We start from the raw sequence: 21,733 nt of genomic DNA, 5'->3' as shown, positions 1-21,733 counted from the left end.
TAACGCTTTGCAACCCAACCCTCATTCTCATACATTAGTTGGTAAGTTTTGATTGCCGATTTCGCTCAACAAGAGATAATCAGAAATTGCAATTTACGAGTGCCGATACACAATGGAATCGTGTATCCTCTCCAGGAAAATAATAAGCAGACTCAAATATATGAATATTGGTTTAATAATCGCCTTAGTAGCCGTTCTTTTGGTGTTAGTTTTAGGCTACAACATCATGCTTCAATATAAAGTTAAGGTAGAAACAGCGAAGAAACAGGAAGCTTCTCGTTATCTAACCATTATTGACGGTACAGAAGAACTGATTGGCAACGCTCATCACATGCCGTTTAGCCAAGATCTTCTTGTATGCTTAAACAATCGGATTCTTGATGCATTAGAAAACATGTATCAACTCGATCCAAAAAATAAGCAGCTTGCCCAACGCATTGAAAGCGTAAAACAACAAATCACTCAGCTTAAAGAGAACTACAAAGGTGGCGAGAGTACCGCTTTCCGCGTACCAAGTAGTGACAAGCAAGCGATCATGATGCTTAAGTTAGTTAAGCGCCTGCGTGATACAGTACGTAACGAGCACAATAAAGGCCGTTTCGAGACTCAAGCTTATGTGGTTGAAAATGCTCGCCTAGAAACGATTCAAATCCGTATTAACATTGAGAATGTTATCAAACGTGCAAACGATTCGATTTCTCGCGGACAACCGGGAACAGCGATTCAGCTATTACGCAAAGGTATTGATGCTTTAGCGACTAAGAACGACTCGTACTCTAATCAAGCCAAAGAAAAGCTTCAACAGATGCTCAACGAGCTGGACCAGAAACGCCAAGACAAAAACGCTCAAGATTTACAGCAGATGGAATCTAAAGAGCGAGAAGACGATATGGACGCCCTCTTCGGTCAGAAGAAGAAGTGGTAACAGTCTAATTCAACACTTAAAGGCCGCCTTATTTACATTAAAATAGGCGGCCTTTTTTGTAGCTGTTGAATTTCCTTTCTCCGTATAGGGAGATCTCTTGAGCTGTGATAAAATCCCCGCATTATCAACAAACTTTCCCTGACCATGTATCAAGAATTACTCGCTCCAATCCACTCTTTTCTTAAAGCCGAAACGCCAGATTCATGGATAGATGAAGCCAAAAAGCCTGAAAACCTTCACATCATTCTACGCGATCACATGCTGTGTGAACTTAAGGCGGCACAGAGTGCTTTGTTCCTTATCCGCAAATACGCTGTCGATAAAGAAAGCGCAAAGCAACTGAATGAATGGATTTTGCCATACGAACAATTTGCTTACCGTCGTATCGGAGACTTAGAGTCTCTGCGTGGTAAAAGCAACGTATCCAAGCAAATCACCGCGAAAGAAGGCTGTAATTACGGTGCTGACCTGATCGATAAGATGGTATTACTGATCAAAGAAGAGCTGCATCACTTCTATCAAGTCATGGAGTTGATGGAGAAGAAAGGCGTGACTTACCAGCCAATTGAAGCGGGTCGTTACGCGAAAGGTTTGATCAAGCAAGTTAAAACTTACGAGCCAGATGCTCTGGTTGATAAGCTGATCATCGGTGCGTTTATTGAGGCTCGTTCATGTGAACGCTTCGCTAAATTGGCTCCTTTCTTAGAAGAAGACATGGAGAAGTTTTACGTGTCTCTACTTCGTTCAGAAGCTCGCCACTACCAAGACTACCTTGAGCTAGCAGAACAGATCGCAGGGAAAGATATTTCAGAGCGCATTGCGCATTTTGCCCAAGTAGAAGCTGACCTGATCATTTCAGATGACAACGACTTCAAATTCCATAGTGGTGCTCCGGTTTAAGCTACACACTGAGCATTCAGTCCAGTTTAGACTAATCCATCCAGACTAAAAAAAGAAGGCCAGCAATTTGCTGGCCTTCTTTTTATTTGTATCTCAATCTAAATGTATATTTAAGCAAGCGTACCGTTGATCTCCGCAAGCACAGCAGCAGGGTCTATCGCTTGCGTAATCGGACGGCCAATAACAAGGTAGTCTGAGCCTGATTCAATCGCTTTAGAAGGCGTCATGATACGCTTCTGGTCACCAACATCAGCGCCGACAGGGCGAATACCTGGAGTAACTAGCTTGAACTCCTGACCAAGTGCACCTTTAAGCAAAGATGCCTCTTGCGCAGAACATACAACACCGTCTAAGCCTGAGTTTTTCGTCAGAGAAGCCAAGCGCATCACTTGTTGTTGTGGTTCAAGATCCAGACCGATACCCGCTAAATCAGATTGCTCCATACTGGTGAGTACCGTTACACCGATTAACAGCGGACGGTCTTTGCCGTAAGGCTCTAAGATTTCGCGAGAAGCTGTCATCATGCGCTCACCGCCACTTGCGTGTACGTTCACCATCCAAACACCCAGTTCCGCGGCAGCACGGACTGCTTTTGAACATGTGTTCGGGATGTCGTGGAATTTAAGGTCTAAAAATACTGAGAAACCACGCTTATGTAATTCACGAACAAATTCAGGGCCAAACAGGGTAAACATCTCTTTACCCACTTTTAGGCGGCAAGATGCTGGGTCAATACGATCGACAAAGGCTAACGCATCCGCTTGATTATCATAATCCAAGGCTACAATGATTTTTTGGTCGTTCATTTCATCTCCTAACGCAGTTAACTTTCTAAATAATTTTCAATCACCTAAGCAGGTGATAAATAACAGTCATAAAAATGCAGCCCGAAAGCTGCAATTAATAATTTGGTCTTAAAATGACCACAAATCTATTCACCATCAAGCCCACGAATAGGCTTGATCGTCCCCCACCCTTTACATGAAGGGCAGTGCCAATACATTGAGTGTGTCGAGAAACCACACTGACGACAACGGTAATGAGGCTTAACCTTAAGCTGTTCACCAACCATAGATTGAAGTGTGGTTAAGCTGTCTTTTGCTCGGCCTTCTTCTGCTTCCGCTAGGTGGTAATCGATTAATCGATAAAAACCTTTCATGGTTGGATTTTTAACAAGCTGCTTTGTCAGTAACTCTTGAGCAGAGCCTACATCTTCATGGTGAGCAACCAATTGCGCCAGCATCAGTTCAGCAGATACACCGGCTTTCTTCTGAATACACGCTTTGAGGAACTCGACCAATTGAGCTTCTTGTCCAAGCTTGTGGTAACACTCAGCAAGGGTTGGCAACACCTCACTGATAAAATCGATATCTTGTTCAAGTACCGATTCAAGACAATCAATTGTCTTTTGGTAATCTTCGTTCGCTAAGTGGAACTTCCCTAGTGCGATACTTGCGCGAACACATTTAGGGTCTTCAGAAAGCGCCTTCTTAAAATGCTGAAGCGCTTTAGAACGATTACCATCGGCTTGTTCTTGCATTGCAAGCTCACACCAGAAATGCGCAACGGTCGCACGCATCTTCATTTTTTTCTTGCCGAGCTTAACTAAGATATTTCCGTAATGGATAGCCTTGTTCCACTCACGGGTCTGCTGGTAAATAGCCACCAACTGCTGTAAAGCGCCCTCTTTATGGTCAGGTTCTTCTACAAGCTGTTCAAAGATTTTTTCAGCGCGATCAAGGAAACCAGAGACCATATAGTCTTTGGCTAATTGTTGCAGTGCGAGGTTTTTCTGATCGAGGGTAAGCCCCGAACGAGAGATGAGATTTTGGTGAATGCGAATAGCGCGGTCGACTTCGCCTCTTGAGCGGAACAAGTTGCCCAAAGCCAAGTGAGTATCGATGGTTTCATTGTCTACTTGAAGCAGCTCAATGAAGTGATCAACCGCTTTGTCAGATTGATCTGACAGTAATAGGTTCAAACCCGTCACGTATTGACGGGAGATCTGGTGTGATTGCTTTTGTTTTTCTTGCTGAGCATTACGATTACCCATATACCAGCCATATGCGGCTGCGATGGGCAAAAGTAAGAACAGTAACTCTAACATCAAATATAGCCTTTAAGCTTTAGTATCAGCAGCGACCTGCTTTGATTGCTTATTGAGTTGCTTCTTCAACCGATGAATTTTTAGCTGAGACCGCATGTGCATGTTACCAAAGACTAACCAAGCAAGGGCGAAGCCTGAAACGAATACAACACCTAATAAACTTGATAGGTGGAAGTCACCTTGCGCTAGCAGATAGTTGAAATTCACAGTTGTTTGGTTTTGAGAGCCTAAAGCCAGTGCAATTAGGAAAAGTGCGATAACGGCGACTATTTTTATAATTTTCATAGTTCATCACTCATTGGTTGGTTAGCTGTACGATTATGCAGGAAAATTACTAATCAGACCACCATATTATGGTCATAAAAAAGCGGCATACATTATAGTATGCCGCTTTTCTTAATTCCGATAAGTAGGCTACATTCCTGAGTTTACTCGTTCACGCAACTCTTTACCTGGTTTGAAGTGAGGAACGTATTTACCTTCTAACTCTACCTTGTCACCAGTCTTTGGGTTACGTCCAACACGAGGCTCACGATAATGCAGAGAAAAGCTGCCAAAACCGCGAATTTCGATTCGATCACCACTTTCTAGTGTTGAAGCCATATGCTCTAAAATGTCTTTTACAGCGTCTTCAATTTCTTTTGCAGAAAGATGCGTTTGCTCAGCGCACAGTCTTTCAATCAATTCAGACTTAGTCATAGTTACCCTCGTTGGTTTTCTTTTTAGAAATTATAGACCTATCGGAAAAATAAGCAAAAAAAAAGGAGCCTTACGGCTCCTTTCTTGGCTAGATAGCTATAATTCTCTTAATGAGAAGCTATTATTCGCCTTTAGCAGCTTTGAATGCGTCTGCCATTGCGTTACCGAACGCGCCTTCTTCAGACTTGTTCAGTGAAGCCATTGCTTCTTGCTCATCAGCTTCATCTTTAGCTTTGATAGATAGGTTGATTACGCGGTTCTTACGGTCTACACCAGTGAACTTCGCTTCAACGCTGTCGCCAACGCTTAGGATTAGAGATGCATCTTCGATACGGTCGCGAGAAACTTCAGAAGCGCGGATGTAACCTTCAACGCCTTCGATTAGCTCGATAGTAGCGCCTTTCGCGTCAACTGCAGTAACAGTACCGTTTACAAGAACACCTTTCTTGTTGTCAGCAACGTATGCGTTGAACGGGTCGTTTTCCATTTGCTTAACGCCAAGAGAAATACGCTCACGCTCTGCATCTACTGCTAGAACAACAGCAGAGATTTCGTCGCCTTTCTTGTATTCACGTACAGCTTCTTCGCCGGCAGCGTTCCAAGAAATGTCAGATAGGTGTACAAGACCGTCGATACCGCCTTCTAGACCGATGAAGATACCAAAGTCAGTGATAGACTTGATCTTACCAGTAACTTTGTCGCCCTTAGCTTGCATTTCTGCAAATGACTGCCATGGGTTAGCTTTACACTGTTTCAGACCTAGAGAGATACGACGACGTTCTTCGTCGATATCAAGAACCATAACCTCAACTTCGTCGCCAACATTAACAACTTTAGAAGGGTGGATGTTCTTGTTAGTCCAATCCATTTCAGAAACGTGTACTAGACCTTCAACGCCTTCTTCGATTTCAACGAAGCAGCCGTAGTCAGTTAGGTTTGTAACACGACCAGAAAGCTTGTGACCTTCTGGGTAACGCTTAGCGATTGCTACCCATGGATCTTCGCCTAGTTGCTTAAGACCTAGTGAAACACGAGTGCGCTCACGATCGAACTTAAGAACTTTAACTAGGATTTCGTCACCAACGTTAACGATCTCTGATGGGTGCTTAACGCGCTTCCAAGCCATATCTGTGATATGTAGAAGACCGTCAACACCGCCAAGGTCAACGAATGCACCGTAGTCAGTAAGGTTCTTAACGATACCTTTAACTTCAGTACCTTCTTGTAGAGTTTCAAGAAGTTCGTCACGCTCAACACTGTTTTCAGATTCGATAACAGCACGACGAGAAACAACAACGTTGTTACGCTTCTGGTCTAGCTTGATTACTTTGAACTCTAGCTCTTTGTTTTCTAGGTGAGCAGTGTCACGGATAGGACGTACGTCTACTAGAGAACCTGGAAGGAAAGCACGGATACCGTTAAGTTCAACAGTGAAACCGCCTTTAACTTTACCGTTGATGATACCAACAACAGTTTCAGCTTCTTCACAAGCTTTCTCAAGTACGATCCAAGCTTCGTGACGCTTAGCTTTCTCACGAGAAAGTTGAGTTTCACCGAAACCATCTTCAACAGCGTCTAGAGCTACGTCTACTTCAGCACCAACTTCAACTTCAAGTTCGCCAGCAGCGTTCTTGAATTGTTCAGCAGGGATAGCAGATTCAGACTTAAGACCAGCGTCTACAAGAACGAAACCGTTCTCGATAGCTACTACAGTACCTTTAACGATGCTGCCTTGTTGGAATTCAGTTTCAGATAGAAACTCTTCAAAGAGTTGAGCAAAAGATTCAGTCATTATTTAATCTTCAATAATTAAACGTCCATGGGTATCCTACCGCATGGGGTTGATAAATTCGCCGGTCATCATCCTTGCGACCAACGTTCGTACTAGCTCGGCGAAATTACCCAGCCAGTTTCGATTCAATATAGTGTAGTGCTTTTTCTACTACCTGCTCAATATTCATTGAGGTGGAGTCAAGCACTAGAGCATCCTCTGCAGGGCGAAGTGGCGCCACTGGGCGATTACGATCTCGATCGTCTCGCTCTTGGATCTCGCTCAAAAGGTCGTCAAATTTAACATCTAACCCCTTCTGTTGCAACTGTTTAAGGCGGCGACTCGCACGCTCTTCAGCACTTGCATCTAAAAATATTTTCGCTTCAGCTTCAGGAAACACAACCGTTCCCATATCACGGCCATCTGCAACCAAACCAGGTGCCGCGCTGAATGCACGTTGACGACGAAGCAGTGCTTCGCGAACGCGAGGTAAAGCAGCAACTTTTGAAGCCGCCATGCCAGTCTCTTCTTTACGAAGTTCACCAGACACATCTTCACCTTCTAGGATAACCTTAACTAAGTCGCCTTCAGCAATAAACTGCACGTCTAAGTGTGTAGCAAGCGGTACTAAAGCATCCTCTGATTCAGTATCCACACCATGGTGAATTGCCGCTAAAGCCAATACGCGATAGATAGCGCCTGAGTCTAGAAGATGAAAGCCTAGCTTATCTGCTAGCAACATACACAGGGTACCTTTACCTGCACCACTTGGTCCATCAACCGTAATCACTGGGCTTTGAGAAGGCATCTTTTACTCCACGTTTTGTCGTAAGTTTTATTCTGTACTAGCGATTCGCCACTACTTTATAGGCGGCATATTATAGAGAAAAATTGGAACTCGAGCGAGGTAAATCTCAGATAATTCCGTGTTGATGATGCATAAACCAATGCAACTATCTCAATATCCGTTTGCTTAGGTCAATAAGACACACACGCGCTTTTCGATAGCGCACTTTTCGGTAGATAGAAAAAAGCCTCGCAATAGGCAAGGCTCATCATTTTTCATTTTGTAGAGCAAAGAAGAACTCGCTCAAAGAAGCTTAGCCAATAATAGCTCGAACCGCTTCTAGGTCTTCAGGCGTATCAACACCAGCAGCCGGCGCTTCCGCCGCAACATCTACGTGGATTTTTTCACCGTACCAAAGCACGCGTAATTGCTCTAGGCACTCAATGCGCTCAAGAGTGCTTGGTTCCCAATTGATGTAGGTATTGATAAAACCCGCTCGGTAAGCATAGATACCAATATGACGAAGCAAAGGAGATTCCGCTGCAGTACCGTTGTTCGCGTAAGCATCGCGATCCCAAGGTATGGTTGCTCGGCTAAAATACAAGGCGTAACCGTCTTTATCAGTTACAACTTTAACGGCATTAGGGTTAAACACTTCATCAGCATGAGTAATTTCCACACCTAACGTTGCCATCGGAGCTGTACTGTTCGCAAGATTATTGGCAACCTGATTAATGATCGAAGGTGGGATAAGTGGCTCATCACCTTGAACATTCACGATAATATGATCATCAGGAATCTTCATAACTTCAATCACTTCAGCTAGGCGTTCAGTGCCCGATTCGTGATTCGGTGATGTCATACAAACGGTCGCGCCAAATGCTTTAGCCGCTTTTTCAACTCGAGCGTCGTCGGTAGCGATAATAACGTTATCGGCACCCGCTTTCATTGACTGTTCGTATACCCATTGAATCATCGGCTTTCCACCAATGTCAGCAAGTGGCTTCCCTGGTAAACGGCTCGATTGGTATCTTGCAGGTATAACAACCGTATAAGACATTACTTACCCTCATCCATAGAAACGGTGCGAGCTTCAGGTTCTAAAAGAACAGGAATACCCTCTTTAATTGGGTAAGCAAGGCGATCAATTTTACAAACAAGCTCTTGCTTATCCTTGTCAAAAGTTAGTTTACCTTTACATACAGGGCAAGCAACGATCTCAAGTAGACGGTGATCCATAGTATTCCATAACCTCTTTTATTCTTTTTAAAATTTGCTGTTGCGAATCTTCATCAAACTGCGCAGAAACTGGAAGATACCACCAGTTATCTTGCGCATATTCTTCGCATTTTACAGCGTCTTTTTCTGTCATAATCAGATTCATACCTTTATTAGCTAAGGCATGAAGTTCATCTTTATCAAAATCTTGATGGTCGGCGAAGCCCTGTGTGAAAACCACATCACCATCAAGATCTTCCAATGTTTTAAAAAAGCGCGGTGGGTGGCCAATACCAGCAAAAGCCACCAGCTTGTGTAATTCTGGCACAGACCTTTTCTGACCAGTCTTTAGGTTAACTGCTTGGCTTGGAAGCAAAGACATCGAGAACTCTCGACCGTGCGCTTTACCGCCATTGTTTACCAAAAAGTCGACCTCTTCTAAACGTGAAACCGGCTCTCGTAATGGACCTAAAGGAATCAAGCTCTCGCTACCAAAGCGTCTTGCGCCGTCGATAACTGCAAATTCAATATCGCGTTCAAGCGCGTAATGCTGAAGGCCATCGTCAGTGATGATCACATCAACGCCTTTGCTCAGCAATGCTTTCACTGCGTTAGTTCGCACAGGGTCGACTGCGACTGGCGCACCAGTTCGCTTACGAATCAAGCGAGGTTCATCACCCGAATGCTCAGCTGGGGTATTTTCATCCAACACCAACGGATAGCTTGGTGCTTTTGCACCGTAGCCACGAGATACGACTCCGGGTTTAAAGCCGTGAGCCTGAAGCATCTCAACTAACCAAATCACAACCGGTGTTTTACCATTTCCACCAGCAGTAATATTGCCCACAACAATCACAGGTAAAGGCGGGCGGTAGGTCTCTTTCTTCCCCGATAGATAAGCGTCACGACGCTGACTACTGATCATTTTAAACAGCAGACTTAGTGGCCACAATAGCGGCCAGAGAAGATATTTCAACGGGTGACTGTTAAACCAAATCTTTTCGATCACAACAAGACCTAATCTTATCCGCTGAACTGAATTCGGTGTAATTGTGCATAGGCACCATCATGTGCTATTAGCTCAGCATGTGCGCCCCTTTCTACAATATGACCATCATCAACCACTAGAATCTCATCGGCTTGCTCGATGGTAGAGAGTCGGTGTGCGATAACTAATACTGTTTTGTCTTTCTGCAGCTCTTCTAGTGCGGATTGAATAGCTCTCTCTGACTCTGTATCCAGTGCAGACGTTGCCTCATCAAGAATCAAAACCGGAGCATCTCTCAATAGCGCTCGAGCAATCGCGATACGCTGTCTTTGACCACCAGAAAGACTCGCGCCATTCTCGCCCACAACAGTATCAATGCCATTTTCCATGCCATCGATAAACTCACTTGCATGAGCAAGCTTAGCCGCGTGTTCGATCTGCTCACGTGAATACTGTTCTTCTGCTGCGTAAGCGATGTTGTTAGCCACCGTATCGTTAAACAGATGTACATTTTGAGAAACGAGAGCAAAGTGCTCACGCAGGTTTCTCAATTCGTAATCACGAATGTCGTGGCCATCAAGCTCAATTGAACCAGAGTCTACGTCATAAAAACGAGTAAATAGGTTGGCAATGGTACTCTTACCCGAACCCGACCGCCCAACAAGCGCAACCGTTTTACCTTTCGGTATATTAAAGCTGACCTTATCAAGTGCTGGTTTCTCTGCACCGTCATAAGTAAACGTGACATCTTTTACTGCAACTTCACCCGTTACAGTTTCAGGTTTCAACGTTCCTTTGTTTTGCTCGGTATCTAGATCCATCAAACCAAATAGAGTCGTACTCGCAGCCATACCACGTTGGAATTCAGACGTTACGTTAGTTAACGCCTTTAGCGGACGTAATAGACCAAACATTGCAGAGAAGACAACGGTAAACGTACCAGGAGTAAGCTCGGCTTTAATAGAATCGACACTAGCAAGGAATAGAACAACAACAATCGCAACTGATGCGATCATTTGAATAATTGGGTTAGCAGCCGCTTGAGCAGTGATTAGCTTCATGCTTTGTTGGCGCATTTGGTTACTAACTTTATCAAAGCGGTGTTTTTCTAGATCTTGACCACCGTAAGTTAGAACCACTTTATGCCCTTTCAGCATTTGTTCAGCTGAAGAAGCAACGTGACCCATGCTGGTTTGCATGTTCTTAGAGATCTTTCTGAATCGCTTCGATACGATACTGATCGCCCAAGCAACAACAGGCGCGACAGCAAATAACACCAAAGACAACTGCCAGCTATTCCAGAACATCAGCGTCAACAAGCCGATAATACTTGCACCTTCACGGACAATACTGACTAACGCTTTACTGGTTGCTGCAGACACTTGCTCTGAATCGTAAGTAATTCGAGATAGCAATGCGCCTGTCTGTTCTTTATCGAAGAAAGAAACAGGCATGTGCATGAAATGGCTGAAAATCTTACGACGAATTTCCATCACCACATTGCCAGAGACCCAACTCAAGCAATAGGTTGAAACAAAGCCACTGACGCCACGAACGAACATCATGGCAAAGATAATAAGTGGAAGTGTACGTAAAAAGTCAGATTCAGCATTACCAAAGCCTTCATCAAGTAACGGCTTTAGTAAGGAAATCATATAGGTATCAGAAACGGCATTTATAATAAGCGCAATTACCGCAACACCTAGGCCGGCCTTATATAATCGAATATAAGTCCAAAGTCTTTTAAATGTGACCCAGGTAGTTTCATCTGTTTGTGTTGACATAGAATCGCTTAATTTTCTCACAATAATCTATCTATTCTACTCCCTTACGGAGCATCTGCCTATACCACTGCCCGCCTTGTTGTTCTCTAATCGCATGATATTGCCAACCTTCTTTGCTAAGAGTGATGGTTATTTGTCCGCTTTCTCCAGTATCTAGCCAAGTACTCCCCGCTTCCTGATAACGTTCAATAACAGACTCACTCGGCATTCCCCACTGGTTGCCTTTGGCAAGAGAAGCTATCACCAACTGAGGAGACACCGCCTCAATAAACGACTTAATCGATGACGAATCGCTGCCATGATGCGGAACCAACATAACATCACTCCTTAGCTGTTCTCCTTCACGAGCAAGTAACCACTCACTTACCAGTTCAATATCACCAGTGAGCAACATTGAGAAATCAGCACTATGATCTGAGATCTTGACCACACACGAATGTGGGTTATACGCCCTCTTTACTTGCTTAGGCGGCCACAACACCTCAAAAACAACATCTTGCCAGTTCCAAACCTCTCCAATAGTACATGTTTGAATATTAGACGGGGCTTGAGTGGCAGATTGGCGTTCTTGAATAAGGTTCTGACTGGTTCGTATCCACTTTGGCGTATAGTTCTCAAGTAACGCCGGATAACCACCGGCATGGTCAGAATCGAAATGACTCACAATCACACCTTCTAATTCATAAATCCCCCTCTGGTTTAAAGTAGGAATCAACAAGGACTCAACAACCGAACCTCCTGGCCACGCATTGCCAAGATCATAAACAACAATCTGATTGTTCTTCTCCAAGACCAAAGACAACCCATGCCCAACATCCAAGATATCAATAGTTAGTTTGTCTTGTTGGGGTTTGCTGAACTCCCACCACAGGACAAACACTGCAGTTACTAATATCGATAATGTTCGCTTGAAATACCGACTGACAAAGCTCAAAAACAAGATAAGGAATACTGATAATACAATCGTCTGATTATCAACTTGGATCCAAAATCGCTCAGAGAAAGGAATACTAAATACGAGAGGCTCGAGCGATAAGTCGACTAACTTCCACAGCTGACTGACCAAATCATTGTCTAGCGCTGTTATACCAACCACGCCAGACACTGACTCCGATATTAAGCTTAGAAACATTGCCAGAAATAATAGCGGGATCGTCACCATCGATACCCAAGGCAAAAGGAACAAGTTGTAGAAAACAGAGACTATACTAACTCCTTTGAAAAACAACATCGAAAAAGGCGCGATAAGGAATGTCAGCATCAGTTGAATCTTAATCAGTTGGAGTGCGCGGTTGATAAATGTAAAGGTTGAAGCTGAGCGCTGTGTATTTAACGCGATATAGAGAACAGCGCCCAATGCACCAAAGGACAGCCAAAAGCTGCTCGACAATGCTGAAAACGGCCAAATCAGCAGAACCACGCAAAGACTTAAAGCAACATACCGAAGCAAACTGATATTCTGCCCTCGCCACAAGAAATAACTGGCGATGGAGCACATTACTAAAGCTCTCAAGGTTGGCAGCGTGAATCCAGCAAGCCAACTGTAGAAATACGCCAAGCCGAGCCCGAGTATTGTAGGTAACCAAAGAAATGAAGGGGAAAGTAGCCTGAATATCTTGCCAATCTGATAACCAATACCAAAGGCAATCCCAATATGCAGCCCCGAGATAGCCATCAAGTGAATCAAGCCACTGCTTTTAAGCAATTCCCACCGCTGAGGGGGAATAAGGTCGCGATATCCAAAACTCAAAGCGATAATGAGATCTTGATTTGCCAGCAGACTTAACCTTTCAAGGCTGGTTTCAAACCACCGGGAGCGTAAGTTAGTGCTAGAGTGAATTCGGTATTTGGTTTCTGCTCTGTAAGTTGCATTGGCAACCACGCCAGCACTAAACAAGTACTTTTCGAGGTCAAAGCCGGCTTCATTGAGTTTGCCCCATACCGGCTTTATTGAGGCCGATAAATAGACATCATCTCCAAGCGTTAACTTAAAAGGAGTAAACAAACGCAATTTTATCAATTGGGGAAAGATTAATTTTTCGCCGCCAATTGATCTGGCTACTATTACGCTTTCAAAACCGTGGCTATTTTCACTAAAAAGGCTAACAACCGACGCATTTATGGTAGTATTCTGCCCTGATTGGAATAAGCGACTCGTTTGTATTTCAATCGCATTCCCTAGGCAGATAACTAGTATCAATGCTGTTACTGGATCTCTTGCACTCCGGAAAACGCTATACTTTGTTGATGCTAGCACTAACAACAGCATCAATGGTGCCCAAACCCAATGTGGCATCACAGGCCAGAAGCTGGCAGACACAACTGTCGCAGCAAATGAAATCAAGAACCAAGTGTTAAACAAGAGAGTAGCTTCCTCCTATGCCAAGAAAGTTTATCAAACGATTTATGCCTGACCATGATCTAATCAAGCGTCAGAAAGCATTGAAAGTTTTTGGCAATGTTTTGTACAACCCCAACTTATGGTGCCTTAATCGTCGCTCTGCGGCTGGCGCGTTTGCTGTTGGGTTATTCATGGCGTTTGTCCCTCTACCAAGTCAAATGATTATGTCTGCAGGCCTTGCTGTCGCATGTGGCGTTAACCTGCCTTTAGCTGTCGCACTTGTTTGGATCAGTAACCCGGTTACCATGCCTGTTCTCTTCTACTTTGCTTATAAAGTCGGGGCGTTTGTTATGCATGTGCCACCTCAAGCCTTCCATTTCGAATTGTCTTGGGACTTCATATTGGCGCAAATGAGCACTATAGGGCCTCCGTTCTTATTGGGTTGTCTGATTTGTGGCGTGGTTTCAGCAATGATTGGCTACTTTGGTATTCGCGGTTTATGGCGTTACTCAGTAGTAAGAAGTTGGAAAAAGCGACAAGCAAGGCACTGAACGCCATCACTTGTTATTCAATCTAACCTTGTATGTGCTTCACTTAAAACGCACACAAGTTAAAATCAGATGAGCCACTAACCTCTGCAAGATTGGCATGTAACGAAAGTCGTAAAGAACACGAATTGAATTCAATAAAAAAGGATCCCATTGGGATCCTTTTTTGTATTTATCGACGCGGAACTGCTTTGTTATTTAAGCTAATGCTATTTAGAACTCAGCACTGAAGCTGGATTCAACTTCGCAGCTCGTGATGCTGGGTACCATGTCGCCAGTAAACTCAGCACAATCGCAGTGCCGGAAACCACAACAACATCCGTCATATCAAGTTGTGATGGCAAGAAGTCGACAAAATAGATATCACCGGACAAGAACTGGTGATCGACCAGCTTTTCAAGTCCTTTGATTAGTGTCGTGAGATTAAGAGCGACTAGCACACCTATTGCACTCCCTACTAAACTGCCTAAAACGCCTGAGAACACGCCCTGCCAAACAAAGATGCGCTTCACAAGGCCGTCTGATGCACCCATGGTTCTTAAAATCGCGATCTCTGATGCTCTGTCTTTTACTGCCATCATTAGCGTCGAGACAATATTGAAACAAGCCACACCAATAACCAGTACCATCACCAGATACATGATGGTACGAACGAGTTGAATATCTCGATACAAGAAGCCAAACTTCTGCTGCCAGCTTCGTAGATACACATACACATCAAGCTGATTGCCCACTTCACGCACAATAGAGTTCGCGTTCAGCACATCGGTCACTTTCAAAGAAACCCCAGTTACCGCCTCACCTAAGTTTGCGTAGACCTGAGCATCACCAATCGGGATTAGCGCCAAACTGTGATCTATCTGACCATTAAGCGTCAGCAAGCCAACCACTTTCACTCGAACACGTTTTGGTGCCTGAACCTTCACAGAACCGTTTACCGTCGGAATCATCAAAGTCAGATAATCACCGACTTTCGCACCCAGCACATTCGCTACACCAGAACCCAAAATGATCTGTTGTTGCCCAGCCTTAAACTCGCTCCAAGCTTGCTTATCGATAAAACTCGATAGGCTTGATACCTGTTGTTCTAGCTGCGGATCAACACCGCGAACTTCAATTGCTTTGAGTTCTTTGCCCTTTTCAGCAAGTGCAGTAATTTTTACGTAAGGCGCTGCAGCAACGACTTTATCGTGCTTAACCGACTCCTCAATCACGTGCTCCCAACGAGTCACAGGTTCATTCACGCCTTCAAACTCACCGTGAGGAATCACTGAAAGCACTCGTGATTGAAGCTCTCGCTCAAAGCCATTCATCGCAGATAAGCCAATAATGATCACCGCGACACCAACAGCGATACCAATCGTCGAGGACAAAGAGATAAACGACACCATCTTGTCTCGTTGTTTCGCACGGCTAAATCGGCCGCCTATCAATAGAGATAAAGAAGAAAACACTTAGCTCTCCTCTTTTTCTACGTTAACCAGTAAGCCATCTTGCATGTGAAGTTGGCGATCCATCTTACCGGCAAGTTCACCGTCGTGAGTCACGACCAAAAAGGCAGTATCGTATTCACGGTTCAGTTCACGCATTAAGTCATAAATAGAAAGAGCTGTGTTATGGTCAAGGTTACCGGTTGGTTCATCCGCCAACACTAGCGCAGGCTTATTCACCAATGCACGAGCAATCGCCACACGTTGCCTCTCGCCACCAGAAAGCTCTGAAGGTCGGTGGTCCACGCGGTGACTCAATCCAACTTTGTCCAACAAACGTTGTGCTTCTTGCTTTGCTTTAGCGGGCTTTTCGCCGCCAATCAATAACGGCATCGCCACGTTTTCTAAAGCTGAAAAGTCAGATAAAAGATGATGGAACTGATACACAAAGCCAAGATGCTGGTTGCGAAGCTTCGCCTGCTTATTCGAACTCAAAGATGCTAAGTCCTGACCAAGAAAACTCACACTGCCCGCAGAAGCATCGTCTAATGCGCCTAAGATATGCAGTAAGGTACTTTTGCCCGAGCCTGAGGTACCGATGATTGCTACTAGCTCACCCTTTTCGATTTCAAAGCTGACTCCCTTGAGCACCTCTGTATCTAACGAGCCTTCACGGTACGTTTTACGGATATCATTACATTGAAGAAAATTACTCATAACGAAGGGCCTCAGCAGGTTTCACAGACGATGCACGATAAGAAGGGAATACAGTGGCAATCAGGCTAAGTGCAATAGCCAAAACCACAACAACAGCGATTTGAATTGGGTTAATCAGAATTGGTAGCTGGCCACCAAATGAGAATAGAGCAACGCCCATCGCCTCTAAAATAGTATTGAGGTTCATCGCTAGGGCAACGCCTAACACACCACCAGAGAGTGCGCCAATCACGCCACTACTTGCGCCTTGAACCATGAAGATCCCCATGACTTGAGCATCGGTCATGCCTTGGGTCTTAAGAATCGCGACTTCAGACTGCTTCTCCATCACTACCATGATAAGTGCAGAGATAATATTGAAAGCAGCAACACCGATGATAAGCCCAAGCATCAAGCCCATCATGTTTTTTTCCATACGAACGGCTTGGAATAGCTCACCACGTTGGTCTCGCCAGTCGCTCCACAACCAACCTTCCGGTAATGGCTGAGTCGATAACTCTGCAACTTCAAACGGGTCTTCAAAAAACAGTCTCCATCCTGAAATGGTGTCTGATTTATAGCGCATCAAACGCCCAGCATCTTTAATATCTGTCACCATCAGTTGAGCGTCGATATCAGAACCTGTGTTGAAAATACCGGCAACGGTGAAATTTCGTTGGCTTGGAATACGACCTAATGGGGTGTATTGACTCGCGCTGGTCACCATCAGGCGAACTTTGTCACCCATAGATACCTTCAAATTTCTCGCTAAGGTGTGACCAAGAAATAGCTGATACTGACCCGCTTTAAGTGAAGACAATCGACCTGCAATTAAGTGGTTCTGAAGAGGGTCGTCTGAATTAGGTTCAATGCCGATTAACAACCCTGCAGATAACTGAGCCGGACTCTGAATCACCGCCTCACTGCGGACAATCGGTTCAACGTGACCATTAAGCGAGATTTGCTCTGCAAAATTAGGCGCTTGGGCAGAAAGAGAGGTGGTGCCACCTTGCTCATAAACCACCGCTTGAGGAAGAACACCAAGAATTCGGTCTTTTAACTGCGCTTCGAATCCATTCATTACCGATAAAACAGTAACCAAAGACAGCACACCAATGGTGATACCTGCCGTCGACATATAAGAAACAAAACGGCTAAAGCGATCACCTGAACGGCCTTTCAAATAGCGTAGGCCAACAAACAACGAAATAGGATGAAACATACTTTGAACCATCTAAAGGGGATGCGGGTTAATGTAACGGGTATTGCTGTTACTGTGTAGGGGTTAATTGAAAATATAGAGTGAATTAACTCAATTAGTTAGGCTTGAAAAACAGAACCTTGTCAAATTGCCAAATTTCAAACAACTATTTGAGACTTTCAATTAACTGACCTTGATTACTGCGGCCACATAGCGATAATCAATAGATCACTTCAAGGAACTAACGCATGACAGAACAAGAGTTTTTCACCGTTCACCATAGCCTTACCGCTAATATTGAACCAATGGACAGCGGCTTCACTTTACCTTCTCAAATTCAATTCGAATCTGAGATCCCAGCACCATTTGTGGTGGCAAGTGAATTTAGCCAATTGGATCTGTTAGCTGACAGTGCGCGTGCTGAACTGAAAAACAGCGACTTGAAGAATGTCACCAGTTTATTGGATGCACAAAACTCAAAATTAAACCTCTTGTTGAGCTTTATGTTATCGCAGCAAGATGATGAGAAGTTTCGCACTCACACCTATTCATTTGGTGCGAGTCAATTTTCCTGCTTTTCAAAAGCAGACATCGAACCGGGTCGCTTAGTAAAAGCCAAACTTTTTCTAGAGCACCCAGCTGCAGCCATTTATTGCTACGCAGAAGTATTTGCTAGCGAAGCGAAAGACTCAGGTTTCGAAATCAAATTTAAATACGCTCATCTTCGCGATACCGACCAAGACCTGCTCATTAAAGCGGCACTTCATCAACAACAGAAACTCTTGCGTCAACGCTCTCTAGACCGAGATAACAAGTAAATTAACATGACCAAAAAATCCATATTTACACTACCTAAACTTAAAGGTGCCGGTGACAAAAAGCACATCGGTAACCTAGTCGGTTCGTCTCTCGCTCTTGCCATTGCCAAACTCGCAGAGCAACACAACAGCCATACCGTCTTGGCTGTACCCGACCCACAAGTGGCGCTTAAGCTTCAATCTGAAATTGAACAGTTTACGGCACATGAAGTCGCATTATTCCCTGATTGGGAAACGCTGCCATACGATAGCTTCTCGCCGCACCAAGAGATCATCTCAGATCGTATCGCACGCCTTTACGCACTGCCAACACTAAAAGATGGCATAACGATCGTTCCGATCAGCACGTTATTGCAACGTCAGTCACCGCGAGACTTTTTACTACAACACACCTTAATGGTGAAAACGGGCGATCTATACTCGCTTGAGAAACTGCGCCTACAGCTTGAAAAGTCAGGCTACCGTTACGTTGATCAAGTGTTTGGCCCAGGTGAATACGCAAGCCGTGGTTCTATTCTCGATCTGTTCCCAATGGGCAGTAAAGACCCGTATCGAATCGATTTTTTCGATGACGAAATCGACACTATTCGTACTTTCGATCCTGAAAACCAGCGTTCTATCGAAGACATCTCTGAGATCCGCCTGCTGCCTGCTCACGAATTCCCGACCTCGGAAACAGCGATTGAAGATTTCCGTATTCGTTGGCGCCAACAGTTTGATGCGCGCCGCGAACCAGAATCGGTTTATATGCAGGTTTCTAAGGGTACGTGGCCTGCTGGTATCGAATACTGGCAACCGCTGTTCTTTGAACACACTGAAACCTTGTTTGATTACGTTGCCGATGAAGCGCAACTCCTGATTCTAGGTGATGTCGAGACTGCAGTAGACTCATTCCTAACGGACGTTGCTCATCGATACGAACAGCGCGGTGTTGACCCATTACGACCACTGCTTACGCCTGAACAACTATGGCTGAAGAAAGACGAGCTGTTCGCACACTTCAAACAGAAGCCACAAGTCAATCTGAGCTTAGATTCAATTGAAGAAAAAGCCGGACGTACCAACCTTCCGGTTGTGTCTCTTCCTGATCTCAGTGTTCAACATCAGAATAAAGAACCACTCGCAAACCTAAGAAAGTTCACTGAAGCCTTCGAAGGAAAAGTGGTCTTTTCAGTTGAATCTGAAGGTCGTCGTGAAGCTCTGAGTGAATTACTTCGAGGCATTAAAGTTCGTCCAAGCGAAGCTGAAAACCTCGATGCGGCGATTAAAGGTAAAGATAAGTTCAGCCTGATCCTAGGGTCAGCGGAACATGGCTTTATCCACGAAGAGCAAAACATCGCCCTTATCTGTGAAAGCGACCTGTTGGGTGATCGCGTTGTTCAGCGCCGTAAGAAAGACAAAAAAAGCGTTAATAGCGATACTGTAATTCGTCACTTAGCCGAACTTAAACCGGGTCAACCTGTCGTGCACATTGACCACGGTATTGGTCGCTACATCGGCTTGCAAACACTCGAAGCCGGCGGCATGAAAACCGAATACGTAACACTTGAATATCAAAACGATGCCAAGCTCTACGTACCAGTTGCCTCTCTAAACTTAATCGGACGTTACTCTGGGGGCGCTGAAGATTCAGCACCTCTACATAAACTCGGTGGCGAAGCGTGGCAAAAAGCTCGTAAACGCGCCGCAGAGAAAGTCCGTGACGTTGCAGCAGAGCTACTTGATGTTTACGCCAAGCGAGAGCTAAAACCTGGCTACAAATTTGTACTCGACCGTGGCCAATACGCGACTTTCAAATCTGGCTTCCCGTTTGAAGAGACCGATGACCAAGCGATGGCCATCAATGCTGTTATGTCTGATATGTGCCAAGCAAAAGCCATGGATCGTTTGGTGTGTGGTGATGTTGGCTTTGGTAAAACCGAAGTCGCGATGCGCGCAGCATTCGTTTGTACCGACAACAGCAAACAAGTCGCGGTATTAGTTCCAACCACCCTACTTGCTCAACAACACTTCGAAAACTTCCGCGACCGTTTTGCCAACTTGCCGATTCGTGTCGAAGTTCTATCTCGATTCAAATCAGCAAAAGAGCAGAAGTTGATAATGCAAGATGTCGCCGACGGTAAGGTCGACATATTGGTAGGTACTCACAAGCTACTTTCGAGTGATATTAAGTTTAAAGATCTCGGCCTGCTGGTTGTCGATGAAGAACACAGATTTGGTGTGCGTCAGAAAGAGAAAGTGAAAGCGATGCGTGCGGATGTCGACATCCTTACACTTACTGCAACGCCTATTCCGCGAACGCTGAACATGGCAATGAGCGGTATGCGTGATTTGTCTATCATCGCTACACCACCCGCACGACGCTTGGCAATTAAAACCTTCGTTCGCGAAAGTGATGATGCCATCGTCAGAGAAGCGGTGCTGCGTGAAATCATGCGTGGTGGTCAGGTTTACTTCCTGCACAACCAAGTCGACACGATTGAGAAAACAGCTGAGTCACTACAGAAGTTGATTCCAGAAGCGCGTGTTACTGTGGCTCATGGCCAGATGCGTGAACGCGAACTGGAACGCATCATGAATGACTTCTACCACCAACGCTTTAACTTGTTGGTGTGTACAACCATCATCGAAACCGGTATCGACGTACCAACGGCAAATACCATCTTGATGGACAGAGCCGATAACCTTGGTTTAGCACAATTGCACCAATTACGTGGTCGTGTCGGTCGTTCGCACCACCAAGCTTATGCTTACTTGTTAACTCCACACCCTAAAGCAATGACCAAAGATGCGATCAAGCGATTGGATGCGATAGCTTCACTCGAAGACTTGGGCGCGGGCTTTACCTTAGCAACTCACGATTTAGAGATTCGTGGTGCAGGTGAGTTGTTGGGTGATGAACAGAGTGGTCAAATCCAGTCGGTTGGTTTCACCTTGTACATGGAGATGCTTGAACAAGCGGTTGAAGCATTGAAAGAAGGTCGAGAGCCATCACTTGATGACCTACTGCGTGAACAAACGGAAATTGAGATGCGTCTGCCAGCACTATTGCCAGATGACTACATCCCAGACATCAACACGCGCTTATCAACGTACAAACGTATAGCGAGTGTGAGTGACACCGATGAATTGGCAGAGTTGAAAGTCGAGCTGATTGATCGCTTCGGCCTTCTACCTGATGCAACCAAGAACTTATTATCAGTTTCAGAGCTAAAATTAGCCGCAGCGTCTATCAAAGCGAAGAAAATTGAAGCTCACGATAAGGGTGGATTCTTAGAATTCTACCCGGATGCTGACATAAACCCGGCCTACCTTGTTAAACTGTTGCAATCTCAACCGCAAAAGTTTTCAATGGAAGGACCAACAAAGTTCAAGTTTACGATACCATTGGTCGACAGACGGAAACGAATTCAATTTGTTAGTGATTTATTGGGCGAATTCAGACAAAACTTGCTGCCTTCAGCATAAGACCCAATCCACTTGCACATATAAATTATCCAGCCGGTAGTTCGGCTGGAAG

General features: G+C 44.8%; 19 protein-coding genes. 5 read left to right on the top strand and 14 right to left on the bottom strand.

What is annotated here, in order from left to right; genetic code table 11:
- Positions 1-160: 160 nt before the first annotated feature.
- On the top strand, positions 161-925 hold the full coding sequence (locus HRQ85_RS16620; RefSeq protein ID WP_048614538.1) for a hypothetical protein: 765 nt from the start codon (positions 161-163) through the stop codon (positions 923-925).
- A gap of 144 nt (positions 926-1,069) precedes the next feature.
- A complete protein-coding gene (gene miaE, locus HRQ85_RS16615) occupies positions 1,070-1,825 on the top strand; it encodes a tRNA isopentenyl-2-thiomethyl-A-37 hydroxylase MiaE (RefSeq protein ID WP_172380157.1) in 756 nt (251 codons plus the stop codon).
- A 110-nt stretch (positions 1,826-1,935) separates the two neighbouring features.
- Here the strand turns inward: miaE and pyrF are convergent, their stop codons facing one another.
- The 11 genes from pyrF to HRQ85_RS16560 all read right to left on the bottom strand — a co-directional run bounded on the left by pyrF (position 1,936) and on the right by HRQ85_RS16560 (position 13,541).
- A complete protein-coding gene (gene pyrF, locus HRQ85_RS16610; protein ID WP_017078954.1) occupies positions 1,936-2,631 on the bottom strand; it encodes an orotidine-5'-phosphate decarboxylase in 696 nt (231 codons plus the stop codon).
- 125 nt (positions 2,632-2,756) lie between these two features.
- Positions 2,757-3,932, bottom strand: a complete 1,176-nt coding sequence (lapB, locus tag HRQ85_RS16605; RefSeq protein WP_016769333.1) for a lipopolysaccharide assembly protein LapB — start codon at positions 3,930-3,932, stop codon at positions 2,757-2,759.
- A 12-nt stretch (positions 3,933-3,944) separates the two neighbouring features.
- Positions 3,945-4,217, bottom strand: a complete 273-nt coding sequence (locus tag HRQ85_RS16600) for a LapA family protein (protein ID WP_017066774.1) — start codon at positions 4,215-4,217, stop codon at positions 3,945-3,947.
- 129 nt (positions 4,218-4,346) lie between these two features.
- Positions 4,347-4,631: an integration host factor subunit beta gene (gene ihfB, locus HRQ85_RS16595; RefSeq protein WP_017060238.1), complete on the bottom strand. Its 285-nt coding sequence runs from the start codon at positions 4,629-4,631 to the stop codon at positions 4,347-4,349.
- Positions 4,632-4,752: 121 nt separating this feature from the next.
- Positions 4,753-6,423 carry a 30S ribosomal protein S1 gene (gene rpsA / locus HRQ85_RS16590; RefSeq protein ID WP_010439921.1) on the bottom strand — a complete coding sequence of 557 codons (1,671 nt, stop codon included), beginning with the start codon at positions 6,421-6,423 and terminating at the stop codon, positions 4,753-4,755.
- 106 nt (positions 6,424-6,529) lie between these two features.
- Positions 6,530-7,210, bottom strand: coding sequence for a (d)CMP kinase (gene cmk, locus HRQ85_RS16585; protein WP_017060237.1), 681 nt, complete (start codon positions 7,208-7,210; stop codon positions 6,530-6,532).
- Between the two features lie 292 nt (positions 7,211-7,502).
- A complete protein-coding gene (gene kdsB, locus HRQ85_RS16580) occupies positions 7,503-8,249 on the bottom strand; it encodes a 3-deoxy-manno-octulosonate cytidylyltransferase (RefSeq protein WP_048609374.1) in 747 nt (248 codons plus the stop codon).
- Positions 8,249-8,428 carry a Trm112 family protein gene (locus tag HRQ85_RS16575; RefSeq protein WP_004736429.1) on the bottom strand — a complete coding sequence of 60 codons (180 nt, stop codon included), beginning with the start codon at positions 8,426-8,428 and terminating at the stop codon, positions 8,249-8,251. The genes kdsB and HRQ85_RS16575 overlap by 1 nt, the downstream gene beginning before the upstream one ends.
- Complete coding sequence (gene lpxK / locus HRQ85_RS16570) at positions 8,409-9,416, bottom strand: tetraacyldisaccharide 4'-kinase (RefSeq protein ID WP_172380156.1); 1,008 nt, start codon at positions 9,414-9,416, stop codon at positions 8,409-8,411. Before lpxK ends, HRQ85_RS16575 begins: the two co-directional genes overlap by 20 nt.
- 14 nt (positions 9,417-9,430) lie before the next feature.
- Entirely contained in the window at positions 9,431-11,179 is a 1,749-nt protein-coding gene (gene msbA, locus HRQ85_RS16565; RefSeq protein WP_081228813.1) for a lipid A ABC transporter ATP-binding protein/permease MsbA, read from the bottom strand.
- 31 nt (positions 11,180-11,210) lie between these two features.
- Positions 11,211-13,541 (bottom strand): DNA internalization-related competence protein ComEC/Rec2, encoded by a 2,331-nt coding sequence (locus HRQ85_RS16560; protein WP_172380155.1) that lies wholly within the window; start codon positions 13,539-13,541, stop codon positions 11,211-11,213.
- 17 nt (positions 13,542-13,558) lie between these two features.
- On the opposite strand from HRQ85_RS16560, the gene HRQ85_RS16555 reads away from it, so the two are divergent.
- Positions 13,559-14,071: a DUF2062 domain-containing protein gene (locus tag HRQ85_RS16555; RefSeq protein ID WP_017060232.1), complete on the top strand. Its 513-nt coding sequence runs from the start codon at positions 13,559-13,561 to the stop codon at positions 14,069-14,071.
- A gap of 206 nt (positions 14,072-14,277) precedes the next feature.
- Here the strand turns inward: HRQ85_RS16555 and lolE are convergent, their stop codons facing one another.
- The 3 genes from lolE to lolC are packed head-to-tail and all read right to left on the bottom strand — an operon-like array spanning position 14,278 to position 17,416.
- The gene (lolE, locus tag HRQ85_RS16550) at positions 14,278-15,522 is read right to left on the bottom strand and encodes a lipoprotein-releasing ABC transporter permease subunit LolE (RefSeq protein ID WP_017072111.1); all 1,245 of its coding nucleotides are present in this window, start codon (positions 15,520-15,522) and stop codon (positions 14,278-14,280) included.
- Positions 15,523-16,215, bottom strand: a complete 693-nt coding sequence (lolD, locus tag HRQ85_RS16545; RefSeq protein ID WP_048614550.1) for a lipoprotein-releasing ABC transporter ATP-binding protein LolD — start codon at positions 16,213-16,215, stop codon at positions 15,523-15,525.
- Positions 16,208-17,416: a lipoprotein-releasing ABC transporter permease subunit LolC gene (gene lolC, locus HRQ85_RS16540; RefSeq protein WP_172380154.1), complete on the bottom strand. Its 1,209-nt coding sequence runs from the start codon at positions 17,414-17,416 to the stop codon at positions 16,208-16,210. Before lolC ends, lolD begins: the two co-directional genes overlap by 8 nt.
- Positions 17,417-17,643: 227 nt before the next feature.
- Here lolC and HRQ85_RS16535 point away from each other — a divergent pair, with 227 nt between their 5' ends.
- Together HRQ85_RS16535 and mfd are read left to right on the top strand one after the other, a co-directional pair.
- Positions 17,644-18,213, top strand: a complete 570-nt coding sequence (locus tag HRQ85_RS16535; protein ID WP_048614554.1) for a hypothetical protein — start codon at positions 17,644-17,646, stop codon at positions 18,211-18,213.
- Positions 18,214-18,219: 6 nt separating this feature from the next.
- Positions 18,220-21,681 carry a transcription-repair coupling factor gene (mfd, locus tag HRQ85_RS16530; RefSeq protein WP_172380153.1) on the top strand — a complete coding sequence of 1,154 codons (3,462 nt, stop codon included), beginning with the start codon at positions 18,220-18,222 and terminating at the stop codon, positions 21,679-21,681.
- The last annotated feature ends 52 nt before the right edge of the window (positions 21,682-21,733 follow it).

Origin of the sequence: Vibrio sp. Vb339, assembly GCF_902751245.1 — a bacterium.
GTDB lineage: Bacteria > Pseudomonadota > Gammaproteobacteria > Enterobacterales > Vibrionaceae > Vibrio > Vibrio coralliirubri.
Note: the sequence above shows the minus strand (reverse complement) of the source record. Positions and strands in the feature narration are given on the sequence as shown.

Coding starts and splice junctions, on each gene's coding strand:
- HRQ85_RS16620 (WP_048614538.1), top strand. CDS start 161: ATGAATATTGGTTTAATAATCGCCTTAGTAGCCGTTCTTTTGGTGTTA.
- miaE (WP_172380157.1), top strand. CDS start 1,070: ATGTATCAAGAATTACTCGCTCCAATCCACTCTTTTCTTAAAGCCGAA.
- pyrF (WP_017078954.1), bottom strand. CDS start 2,631: ATGAACGACCAAAAAATCATTGTAGCCTTGGATTATGATAATCAAGCG.
- lapB (WP_016769333.1), bottom strand. CDS start 3,932: ATGTTAGAGTTACTGTTCTTACTTTTGCCCATCGCAGCCGCATATGGC.
- HRQ85_RS16600 (WP_017066774.1), bottom strand. CDS start 4,217: ATGAAAATTATAAAAATAGTCGCCGTTATCGCACTTTTCCTAATTGCA.
- ihfB (WP_017060238.1), bottom strand. CDS start 4,631: ATGACTAAGTCTGAATTGATTGAAAGACTGTGCGCTGAGCAAACGCAT.
- rpsA (WP_010439921.1), bottom strand. CDS start 6,423: ATGACTGAATCTTTTGCTCAACTCTTTGAAGAGTTTCTATCTGAAACT.
- cmk (WP_017060237.1), bottom strand. CDS start 7,210: ATGCCTTCTCAAAGCCCAGTGATTACGGTTGATGGACCAAGTGGTGCA.
- kdsB (WP_048609374.1), bottom strand. CDS start 8,249: ATGTCTTATACGGTTGTTATACCTGCAAGATACCAATCGAGCCGTTTA.
- HRQ85_RS16575 (WP_004736429.1), bottom strand. CDS start 8,428: ATGGATCACCGTCTACTTGAGATCGTTGCTTGCCCTGTATGTAAAGGT.
- msbA (WP_081228813.1), bottom strand. CDS start 11,179: ATGTCAACACAAACAGATGAAACTACCTGGGTCACATTTAAAAGACTT.
- HRQ85_RS16555 (WP_017060232.1), top strand. CDS start 13,559: ATGCCAAGAAAGTTTATCAAACGATTTATGCCTGACCATGATCTAATC.
- lolD (WP_048614550.1), bottom strand. CDS start 16,215: ATGAGTAATTTTCTTCAATGTAATGATATCCGTAAAACGTACCGTGAA.
- lolC (WP_172380154.1), bottom strand. CDS start 17,416: ATGTTTCATCCTATTTCGTTGTTTGTTGGCCTACGCTATTTGAAAGGC.
- HRQ85_RS16535 (WP_048614554.1), top strand. CDS start 17,644: ATGACAGAACAAGAGTTTTTCACCGTTCACCATAGCCTTACCGCTAAT.
- mfd (WP_172380153.1), top strand. CDS start 18,220: ATGACCAAAAAATCCATATTTACACTACCTAAACTTAAAGGTGCCGGT.